The organism is Nitrososphaera sp., from assembly GCF_050748925.1.
Classification (GTDB): Archaea; Thermoproteota; Nitrososphaeria; order Nitrososphaerales; family Nitrososphaeraceae; genus Nitrososphaera.
Genome location: NZ_JBOGQF010000066.1, coordinates 1 through 9,835, shown reverse-complemented (window position 1 = coordinate 9,835; position 9,835 = coordinate 1). Strand labels below are relative to the sequence as shown.

The 9,835-nt window shown below is 55.8% G+C and carries 13 protein-coding genes; 4 read left to right on the top strand and 9 right to left on the bottom strand.

What is annotated here, in order from left to right; genetic code table 11:
* The 3 genes from ACREAY_RS06930 to ACREAY_RS06920 form a co-directional block, all read right to left on the bottom strand.
* The coding region (locus ACREAY_RS06930; protein ID WP_431755036.1) for an AAA family ATPase at nucleotides 1–1,117 on the bottom strand (1,117 nt) is incomplete at its 3' end.
* Nucleotides 1,118–1,204: 87 nt separating this feature from the next.
* Complete coding sequence (locus ACREAY_RS06925) at nucleotides 1,205–1,738, bottom strand: hypothetical protein (protein WP_431755035.1); 534 nt, start codon at nucleotides 1,736–1,738, stop codon at nucleotides 1,205–1,207.
* 89 nt (nucleotides 1,739–1,827) lie between these two features.
* Nucleotides 1,828–2,448, bottom strand: coding sequence for a Snf7 family protein (locus tag ACREAY_RS06920; protein ID WP_431755034.1), 621 nt, complete (start codon nucleotides 2,446–2,448; stop codon nucleotides 1,828–1,830).
* 159 nt (nucleotides 2,449–2,607) lie between these two features.
* On the opposite strand from ACREAY_RS06920, the gene ACREAY_RS06915 reads away from it, so the two are divergent.
* The 3 genes from ACREAY_RS06915 to ACREAY_RS06905 all read left to right on the top strand — a co-directional run bounded on the left by ACREAY_RS06915 (nucleotide 2,608) and on the right by ACREAY_RS06905 (nucleotide 4,812).
* Complete coding sequence (locus ACREAY_RS06915; RefSeq protein ID WP_431755033.1) at nucleotides 2,608–3,783, top strand: TrmB family transcriptional regulator; 1,176 nt, start codon at nucleotides 2,608–2,610, stop codon at nucleotides 3,781–3,783.
* Nucleotides 3,784–3,807: 24 nt separating this feature from the next.
* The gene (locus ACREAY_RS06910; protein ID WP_431755032.1) at nucleotides 3,808–4,326 is read left to right on the top strand and encodes a DUF192 domain-containing protein; all 519 of its coding nucleotides are present in this window, start codon (nucleotides 3,808–3,810) and stop codon (nucleotides 4,324–4,326) included.
* A 300-nt stretch (nucleotides 4,327–4,626) separates the two neighbouring features.
* Nucleotides 4,627–4,812, top strand: a complete 186-nt coding sequence (locus tag ACREAY_RS06905; RefSeq protein ID WP_431755031.1) for a hypothetical protein — start codon at nucleotides 4,627–4,629, stop codon at nucleotides 4,810–4,812.
* A 5-nt stretch (nucleotides 4,813–4,817) separates the two neighbouring features.
* Here ACREAY_RS06905 and ACREAY_RS06900 read toward each other — a convergent pair whose 3' ends face one another.
* Nucleotides 4,818–5,636: a tRNA (adenine-N1)-methyltransferase gene (locus ACREAY_RS06900; RefSeq protein WP_431755030.1), complete on the bottom strand. Its 819-nt coding sequence runs from the start codon at nucleotides 5,634–5,636 to the stop codon at nucleotides 4,818–4,820.
* Nucleotides 5,637–5,815: 179 nt separating this feature from the next.
* Here ACREAY_RS06900 and ACREAY_RS06895 point away from each other — a divergent pair, with 179 nt between their 5' ends.
* Nucleotides 5,816–6,043: a hypothetical protein gene (locus tag ACREAY_RS06895; RefSeq protein ID WP_431755029.1), complete on the top strand. Its 228-nt coding sequence runs from the start codon at nucleotides 5,816–5,818 to the stop codon at nucleotides 6,041–6,043.
* On the opposite strand, the gene ACREAY_RS06890 is transcribed toward ACREAY_RS06895, so the two are convergent.
* The 5 genes from ACREAY_RS06890 to ACREAY_RS06870 all read right to left on the bottom strand — a co-directional run.
* Nucleotides 6,030–7,925: an arginine--tRNA ligase gene (locus tag ACREAY_RS06890; RefSeq protein WP_431755028.1), complete on the bottom strand. Its 1,896-nt coding sequence runs from the start codon at nucleotides 7,923–7,925 to the stop codon at nucleotides 6,030–6,032. The genes ACREAY_RS06895 and ACREAY_RS06890 overlap by 14 nt on opposite strands.
* Nucleotides 7,922–8,623: a phosphoglycolate phosphatase gene (locus ACREAY_RS06885; protein WP_431755027.1), complete on the bottom strand. Its 702-nt coding sequence runs from the start codon at nucleotides 8,621–8,623 to the stop codon at nucleotides 7,922–7,924. Before ACREAY_RS06885 ends, ACREAY_RS06890 begins: the two co-directional genes overlap by 4 nt.
* Nucleotides 8,624–8,775: 152 nt before the next feature.
* Nucleotides 8,776–9,255: a hypothetical protein gene (locus ACREAY_RS06880; RefSeq protein ID WP_431755026.1), complete on the bottom strand. Its 480-nt coding sequence runs from the start codon at nucleotides 9,253–9,255 to the stop codon at nucleotides 8,776–8,778.
* A gap of 208 nt (nucleotides 9,256–9,463) precedes the next feature.
* Nucleotides 9,464–9,601: a C2H2-type zinc finger protein gene (locus ACREAY_RS06875; protein ID WP_431755025.1), complete on the bottom strand. Its 138-nt coding sequence runs from the start codon at nucleotides 9,599–9,601 to the stop codon at nucleotides 9,464–9,466.
* Nucleotides 9,602–9,835 (bottom strand): hypothetical protein (locus tag ACREAY_RS06870; RefSeq protein ID WP_431755024.1); only part of this gene is annotated, 234 nt, incomplete at its 5' end. It abuts the gene before it with no gap.

Below are 9,835 nucleotides of genomic sequence, written 5' to 3'. Positions count from 1 at the left end.
CAATAGGCCTCGTGGTCGCGCCAGTCTCCATCGCCTTGCCGCTTTCAAACAGCTCGTTGACGACGCGCAGCTGCACTGACTGGCAGATGTCCTTGACGTCGCTTGCGCTGTAGCCGTCGGTTATCTTGGCAAGCTCTTCTATCTTTAGCACGGTCTCGGTGTTCAACGGCTTGGTGTACTGGTTAAAGAGGTTGGTGCGCGACGCGTTGTCCGGCAGAGTCACGTAGATCCTCTTCTGGAACCTTCTCAGGAACCCCGCCTCGAGGCTCCATGGCTTGTTGGTCGCGCCGATGATGTAGAGCTGCGACTCCTTCGACTTGCCGTTGATGCCGTCCATCTCGGTGAGGAACTGGTTCTTGACCCTCACCTCGCCCCCCACCTCGCCGTTCCTCTGGCCCAGAAGCGAGTCGATTTCGTCTATGAACAGAAGAACCGGCACGCTCTCCTTCTCGTTGAGGCTGCGAGCCATCTTGAATAGTTTTGAAATGTTCTTTTCCGCCTCGCCCAGCCACTTGCTCATCATCGACGCCGCGTCGACGTTGATGAAATAGCCGTCTATCTCGGCCGCAGCCGCTGCTGCAAGCAGCGTCTTGCCGCACCCCGGCGGGCCGTAGAGCAGTATCCCGCGAGGCCATCCTAGCGGGAACAGGTCCGGCCGCTTCATCGGGTATGATATTGATTCGCGTATGGCCCTCTTGGCGTCGTCGAGGCCGATGACTTCTTCCCAGCTGACCTTGGGCTTGTCCTTCATGACAAGGTCGTCAAAGTCCGCCTTCAGGGTCTCGACGTTGCCTGCCTTGGCAGACGGAGGCGCGGAGCCCTTGCCGTTGCCGTTTGCCGGCTTTTCGCTGCCTTCGATGGGCGTCGGCCTCTCCTCGTCCTCGATGCCGTGGGACATCTGCAGCGCCTTTATCCTGTTCTGGTAGGCGTTTGCCCTCTCCATGTATACCTTGTTGAGTTTGTAATCCGGGTAGATCTGGACCAACTTGACCAGCGCCTCAATCGCCCTCTGGTATGACTGGATTGCCATGCCGCGGGAGCCCTGGGAGTCGAGCCTGATCGCCTCGGCTGCATACTTGCTAGCGCTATTTTCAAGTTCTTGTGGTGCGAGACTCATATAATTACAGCTCTAGCAGAACTTGGTTACGCGTTTGAATTACTATGGTGTAAATCTATGTTGCCCAGCTGACGAAAAAGTTTGCACCTAAGCCAGCTCGGCCTGCCGTTCCTCTTCCCGAGGCGCCTGGGCCGGGGTTATGGCCGGCGCTGCCTGCTCTCTCCTTGGCGCCTCGACGGCCGGGGCGGCCGCCGCCTCGTCGAGGATCTGCTGCGCCTCGGCGTGCCCCGGCTCGGCGTACAGGCCGCCAGATATATTGGCAATCGCGTCGTGCATCTCTAGCAGCGCGTTTTCGGCTATCGGGACCAGGTTCTCGACGTCGCCCTTTATCCCGCTTACCGACGACGCCGCGCTGTCGATTATCGTGATGAATTCCTCCAAAAAGCGCGCCGACTCGACCTTGCCTGACAGCTCGTTGAGTATCAGCTCGCTGTTCTTTACCAGCTCCAGCACCCTTGCCATCTCCTGGTACTCGCCGCCCTTGCCTGCCCCGCTCAGGATAAAGTTGATCCTCGACTCCAGCCTGCCCCTCAGCATGCTCATGGCGTAGGCGTTTCGCTGCAGGTTGGCAAGGGCTACCGTTGCCCTCTCCCTGATAGTGGCATCCTTTCTGAAAAGCAATGATTTTACGGATTTTGTTGCAAAACGACGAAAAACAACAGGGTCAAAAGATGTTGGGCTTTGAGCCTACCGGCAGTGACCGGGGCCTCCTAGGCAGCCTTTGGGACCACCGGCAGGTCCGGGATGCCTGGAAACTCCTCCTTCATCCTATGCTCGACAGAGGCCGCCGCCTCTTCAACCAGCCGGGCGGCCTGCTCGTTTGCAGTCTCAAAATTGATGGTATAGCCGCCCACCTGGCCTGCGTCCACCAGGATGCCGGACAGCAGTTCTGACACGATGCCCAGCTCCCCTTCCATCTCTGGCACGTAGGGCGTCAGCGACGACCTCACGCTCTTTACCACGGCCATTGCGGGGCTCAGCACTATGACGAGGTCGCCAAAGTCAGACACCGACGACAGTCTCGCATGGATCTTTTCAAGCGCGACCCTCGCAGTAGAGACGATCCTGCTGACCTGCCTCGCCCGGGCAAGCTCTGCCGACAGCACGGTCGAGTACTGGGCGTTGCTCTCCCTTATCGACGCCATCAGCTTTCTGAAAGCCTCGTCGTCCTTGGTCCTCAGCTCTGACTGCAAAGAGTCGAGTTTTGCGACGTGCGCCTCAATCCTTTTCTGCACTGCCTCGAGCCTCGGCCTCAGGGGCCCTCCCGGCTTTGGCGAAACGGTGGAATCGTCGGTAACAACTGATTCTGATTTTACCCACTTGGACGTCATGGCAGTGCTCCAGACAATTGTAATATACCGACCGGTGTGCCGGAACGTTTTGTCACCGCGGTAACACGGGTGGGCGGTAACAGCTTGACATTTTTTCAAACTTGGGCGCAAAAGCTTTGACCAAGCGTTTTACCTTGCCGGCCAGAAAAAAGACGCTGGATGCACGCGGATACTGCTAACAGTGACCTTCCGGCCAGCCTTGAAGAGTTTGGCCTTTCAAAATATGAAGCCCGGGCGTACCTTACCATGATAGGGCGCGGCTCTTTGGCCGCAAGCGACCTTGCCTATTACGCCAATTTACCGAGGACAAAGGTGTACCAGACAGTAAAGAAACTCGAGAAAAAGCGGCTGGCAGTGGTGTCAAAGCAAAAGCCGCTCATCTGCAGCGCGATACCACCGGAAGAGGCGTTTGGCGAGATCGTCAACCTGCACGAGCGCAGGGTGAAAAACATGCGCAACATCGTTGGCAAGCTGCAGAAACTGAGCGACGAGGGGCAGCGGCCCCGCGGCTCTGAAGAGCGGCGCTACTTTATACTAGACCCGGATTCCGCGCTTGCAAAGATCGGCAGCCTCATTGCTGCTTCGCGCTCGTCGGTTACGGCGACTCTGGACGCCTGGGGCCTGCGCCTCGCGTCGCAGTGCAAGTCGCACCTGGTAAAGGCCGCGACAAACGGCGCGCGCATCCGGTTCATCGTGGACGCCAAGTGCGTCGGCAGCGAGAGCCTGTTTTCGCTCCCGGACGGCATAGACCTCCGGATGGCCGACGACTTGCAGTCAAACGTCGTGATAATAGATTCCGCGCACATGGTCTCTGTCGACTCGAGCAACGGCAAGGCGGCGCTGTTTGCGTCGCTTGACGCCTACGGGACGCTCCAGTCCAAGAACTTTGAAGACGCGTGGGGCCGCGCGGCAGAGCTAAAGCAAATCCTGGATTCGCCGCCGGCGCTTGCCGCAAAGGCGCTGGAACTTGCCCGCGCCGTTGAAAACGGCCTCTCTGCCCACATGCTGGAATGCGCCGTCAACAACGAGGACCCCGCGTCGGAACTTTTGGAAATAATGGAGAGAAAATACGGGCTAAAGCTTTCCGGCATGGGCGCCGCGGAGATGCTGGACCTCGTGGACTCGGCGCTAAAGATAAGCTGCCTTGGCGGAGTAAAGCACGACAGGAGCAACAACATCGTCAGCCTGCAGTCCAAGTCGGAGGGCAGGCACGTCCTGCCGTGGGCGGTGGTGCTGGCCTCGTACTTCCGCAGGGTGGGCAACGAGCCGAGGATAATGCAGGGCAAGGCGAGCCCGCAGCTGGTGCACGTCCGGCTTGCCAAGCCAATCGCATAAATATCGACAGCGGCAAAAAGGCCTGTGCGCACCATAGTCGCAGTCGCAATAGCGGGAGGCATTGCGGCAGCCGCCGCGCTTTTGAGCGTGCTACTCTTTACGCCTATCTTCTCGGTAGGCGGGCCAGAGCCAAACTCGCCCATAGTCAGGGCGGGAGGGCTCCCCGGCTACAACCAGACTGTGGTGTCGATAGGCGATGTCCGGCTGCTGGCCGACATTGCAGCGGATCCGAACCAAAAGAGCCTGGGGCTTGGTGTGCGTAACAACATGACGGAGGCAGAGGGCATGCTCTTCCCGTTTGAAAGCGAGGCGCCCCACGGATTCTGGATGAACGGCATGAAGTTCCCGATAGACATCATCTGGCTTGACGCCGGCAAAAAGGTGGTGCACATAGAGCCGGACCTAAAGCCGTGCCCCAGCGTCCTCGACTGCCCTAATTATACTCCCGACAGGAACTCGATGTACGTGCTTGAAACCGTGGCGGGATTTTCAGAGCGACACAACGTAACTGTTGGGACGCAGGCCGAGTTTGAGCTTAGCTGATCTTTTATATTGGCTAGTGGTATTACCGGCAGCAGTGCAATTAAAGAAATCCAAAATTGTGCGCAAGACAAAAAAGACTCGCGAAAACCAGCCATTGACTAGAAGCGAAAGGCTTGCAGTGATTCAGAGCGAGAAGGAAATCAAAGAAGGCAAATACCGGGATTTTGCAAACCCTGACGAACTAGTTCGAGCTATCAAAGACAACAATAATTGACCTGGGCTATCCGCATATCCGATTCTGCCTTTCGTGAATCAAACAAGATAAGGGATTCTCAGAAATTCCAATTGTTTGATGGGGCCATGCACGAGCTGGCCGAAAGTGATGACCCTTCTGCCCTGGGCCGGTTCAAGAACGTGAGCGGCATAAGGTGCTATGCGTATAACGCTACAAAGTCATTTCGGCTGTTGTACTCTGTCGACAAAGAGAATCGCGCCATAATAATCCGTTCAATAGGGGACCACAAGCAGGTACATGGAAAGGGCTAATCCTGCTATTCTTCTGTATCCTCTTCATCGTCGTCAACAGTCTCTTCGACATGCACCTTCTTTTGCACCTTTCTCGCAAACACTAGATACGTCGTGTGCCCGATCATGCGCATCGACGGCCGGGTCATGCCCTCCCTGGCCTCCATCACCCTTATCATCAGTTCAATGGACTCGATGTCGGCATACCCGCTCTTTTTCAGCTCTGTCGCGGTCTTTTCTATCTGGTTCATAGTCGGGCATATCGCCACAAAGGCGCCGCTTCCCTTTAGCGCGTCGTGGACCTGGTCAAGCACCGTCCACGGGTCGCCAAGGTCGACGATTGCAATGTCCATCTCTTTTTCAGCCACGCCCTGGTGCGGGTCGTGCTGGTTCATTGTGACATAGTCGGTCATGCCAGCCTTTTCCAGGTTGCGCCTGGCGATCTCCATGAAAGCCGGGTTGACGTCGTAGGTGTAGACGTGCCCCTCCGGCTTGGCGATGCTGGCAAAGAACGTCGCGGTGGCCGCGCTCCCGGTACCTATCTCGAGGATCTTTGATCCGTTCTTCATGCCGGTCCTTGCCGCGATGAACCCAAGGTCCTTGGGATAAACAATCTGCGTCTTGCGCTCTGACTTCATGATAAAGTCGTGAGTGGTGGGCTCGATGAGGAAAATGACGTTGCCCTCCGTCGTCCTCAAGACGGAGCCAAACTCCATCCCTATCGCCGCGCCCACGTCGATAACGCCGAGGTGGGTGTGGATCTTTTTCTCCGGCACCGCCTTGGTCAGCCACTTTTTGCGCGGCGTATGGAAAAGGAGGACGTACGCACCTTCCTGTATCTTCAACAGTGGGGTAGCAAGAGGCAGGGGATAAAAATCAACCTAGCCGGAGGCTATATCCTTTCCAGCTCTTGCACGCTCGTTTGGCTGTCTCAAATTGTGTCCCAACACAAAATTCTTCTGTAGCAATCTTGTGGCATGACATTCCATAATCTTAACTAGGAAGAAAAAGCGCCTGACAAAAGATGCCATGCAAAGGGCTGTGCAGACAGCACCCGAACTATATCCCATTGAAAAAGATCGATTATTCCAAGGGAATGAAGGTGTGCATCTTTTGCGACAGGGCGGTCTTTATGAAGATTGCATCCGCAAAGTGCCCATGCTGCAGCAAGAACCTGAGGACCAAGCCGCAGTACCACGGCGCCAAGGGCCGGCTGATAAGGCGTCAGATGCAAAAGGCTACATCCTGCTGAGCGCAGTCACGCCCAGTATGTCCAGCGCGTTTTTCAGCGCGATGCCAAGCGCCTTAACAAGCGCCAGACGTGCGGCAAGCACTTCTTTGTCCGGCTCTTTCAGCACCGGCACCTTTTCATAAAACAGGTTGAACGTGGTCGCAAGCGTGTACGCGTGGCGCGCAAGGGCCTTTGCAGACAGCGACCTTGCCGCGTCCTCGACTGCCATGTCGAGTTTCGCTATCTCTTTTATCAATGCGATTTCCGCCTCGTGCGCCAGCAGCTCGAACCGGGCGCCTGCGACCTGCATCCCCGACTTTTCCAGTATGCGCTGCGACCGGGCGTAGGCGTACTGCAGGTAGGGGCCGGTATCGCCTTCGAGGCTCATCGACTCGTTGATGTCAAAGGTGATTATCTTGTCGAGGTCCTGCCTGACCATGTTGTAGCGTATCGCCGAAATCGCGACCTCTTCTGCCACCCTGCCTGCCTGCTCTGCCGGGAGCTCGGGGTTGCGTGTCCTTACCTCATCCATTGCCTTGTCGCGCAGCCTGTCAAGGACATAGTCTGCGCCGACATAGATGCCCTTTCTGCCGGACATGTGCATGAACTGCCTGTCGCCGATGTCGATGCCAAGCGCCTTTGCCGTGCCGGCAGACAGCGTGACTGCCTCGTAGCCGAGGTGCTGGTAGTCGTGCTTGCCGGCTGCAATCTTGCCGAGCACCTGAGATATGATGCGCTGCAGGCGCGCCTGGCGCGAGTCGATTATCGTTATCACCCTATCCCCTCCGGCAAACTCTGGCTTTTCTGCGCTGCCAAGGGTCGTCGCGTACAGCGCCGAACCGTCCCACTGCTGCGCGTATTTCTCATAGTAGAACGGGTCGTCCACCAGCCCGAGCTTCCACGCCGCGTACGGTATGTCCTTGGCGACGTATGTGGCCGTGCCGTCGCTCCTCACGACTACCTTGTCCTCCTCTCCTTCTGCTTCTATGACCCAGCAGCCCTTGTTCTTGCCCTCTTCTTCGAATTTTACGAGCCCCTCTTTTTTCAAGAGCTCAAACGCCTTGCTCCACATCTTGGACACGACTATCTGCGACTCGAAATTGAGGACGTCGTATCGCACCTTCATGCGCCAGCATGTCTTTAACTGCTCGTCAAGCACTCTCTTTGTTATCTCGGCTGCAAATTTTGCCAGCTCGGACTTGCCCTCCTCTATCTCGCGCAGGACGACCTTGCGCTTTTCGGCAAGCACAGGGTCTTTTTCGTATAATTGATTTACCTTGACGTATACTTCGTCGCCGCAATACTGGTCAAACTTGCGGCCGTCAGGCGGCTCTACCGGGAATCCTGCAAATTTAAAGCCGATTATGATGTCTGCCACCTGCAGGCCCGAGTCGTCGACATAGTTCAGGACCGTCGTCCTGTGGTTTGTGGCCTTCATTATCCTGTAGAGCGTGTCGCCGAGGATCACGTTTCTCATGTGGCCGACGTGGAGGGCCTTGTTCGGGTTGACGCTAGTGTGCTCTATCACGATGTGCCTGCCTGCCCCTGCGTCAAAATGGCCGTACGTGTCCGGGCTTGCAAGCGCGGCTTCCAGCGCCAGGGGCGCAAGTTTTTCGTAATTCGCGTAAAAATTGACATAGCCGGCGGGATGCGGCTCGACTGACTTTATCAGCGAGCCCTGCTTTATGTTTGGCCGGATGTGATTTTCGATGAGCTCGGCCGCTATGCTGGCCGGCGCCTTTTTCAGCTGCTTGCTGAGCGGAAACGCGACGTTGCAGGTAAGGTCGCCAAATTCCTTTCTCGGCGGCTCGGAAACGTCAAAAATAACATCGGGATAGCGTGCAGAAGCAAGGCTTGCCGACACTGTCTGCCTTATCTCTGCTACAAATGCGCGAAAGGTCATGCCCTGGCTCCGAGGTAGTTGAGCGCGACGTGGTCTATTGCCTCGACCAGCCCCGCTCCTTCCCTTCCCTTGACGACGTGCGCTGCCTTTTGCTTGACGGCGTCGTCCGCGTGGCCCAGCGCGATGCTGTGCCCGCACGCCTCAAACATGGATATGTCTGTCTCGCTGTCGCCTATCGCGACAGCCTCTTCAGGTGCTGCCTTTAGCGTCTTTAGCGCCTCTTTCAGCCCGAGTGCCTTGTCCACGCCTTTTTCGTTGATGTGGAACGCGTACTTGCTGTCGTTCAGGTATAGCTGCAAACCGTGCTCGTCGAGTATCTTTTGCCCTTTTTTTATGTCAAACGTCCGAAGCATCACAACTTCGGTCATCCTTGGAAACACTGGCTTCTCCTGCACGCCGTCGATGCTCTTTTTCAAAAGCTCATAGCCTTGCATGCATTTTTGCCGGCTTGCCAGCAGTTTGTGTTCCTGCGGGGCGACGGTTATCGCGCCGCCGTTCTCGCCGACTGCCAGCCTGGTGGTGCCGCCAAACACGGCAAGCACAAACGCCTCTACCGACGACCTGCCTGTTACATAGATAACGTTGTAGCCCAGCTTTTCAAGGTAGCGCAGCTTGGCAAGGGCCGGCAAGTGGATGATGCCCCCGCCGTTTTCGGTGAGCGTGCCGTCAATGTCCACCGCGAAAACCTTGATAGCCAAACGCAGGATTAGAGGTCTGGCTGAACGTTATAAGTGTTAATTGCACGCGTCGATGAGAGTCAGCCAGCGTGGCTTTCCAGAAATTCATTGATGCCCTTGAGGTTTTTACTCTGGCCTTTTCGGACTCTGACTCCCTATCGCCTTTTTCTTTGTCAGGCCGTCATGTCCATCGCAAGCGACCCTTTCAGCATGTCCTTGAAACTCGCAATGTCGTCGGCGGTTGCGACCGGAGCCTCGGGGGCGACAAGCCTTCCTGCAGCGGCCACCAGCGGCGCTTCAGCGTGGACAACCGGTATGGGCACAACCTTTCTTGTCCCTGGCGGCGCCCTCGTCCTCCTGTCCGTCAGCGACTTTTGCTTTCTTATGTTTATCTTGATCTTGAATCCATACTGGCCGCGGTTGCTCCACTTTTCCACCTCTGTCACGTCTCCCTGCCCTGCGAGCCTGTCGCCTTCCGCGGTCACCACCATAAAGTTGGTCCGGTCGCCGTGTTTGATGACGGAGATTTTTTCGTAAAAGTGCAGCCAGTCAAGGGGATTTGTCACCAGCGCCTGCACGGTCAGCAGGTCGCCGACGCTCACGTCGCTAATGTAGCTTGAAAGGATTTCAATGTCGCAAACCTTGGCGTACATGCCGGTGTTAGAACAGCATCGCATTTAAGATTTTTGCCAAAATTGGTGCTAGTTTCAAAAGTATAACAATAATTCAATAATATGTATGAAAACTAGCTATAATGACATAATGTCATGAAAATTATGCATCTCATAGCAGAGTGGATTTGGGAGTGGCTTAGCACTCGGTTTTGTATCTTTTTGACTCTGAAAAGCCGTTGCAGTGACGTCAGGCGCCTACTTGGTCAAAATCAATGCCGCCGGCTTCGACTATCTTTGGCTTTCTTCCGTGGACTTGCCTGTGGCGCTCCAGCCTTGCTTTGTCGTCAAATTCCATGTCGCATTTGTCACACTTGAAAGCTCCCAACTAGCTTGGCACCTTTTTGAAAGCTATCAATGATATTTCTTTCAAGCCAAATACTATCAGCCAAGCTCCAACGCCGAATGGAAGAATGATCATAAAAAAGACTGGACTTGTCAATCCCCGCATTGACGTGTCACAATCAAAATCACTAGGACGAAGTGATGGATAGGCTGGATCATGATTTTGTTGTTCTGAATAACAGATTATGGCGACCTGTTCCAGTCCCGGATATTGAAC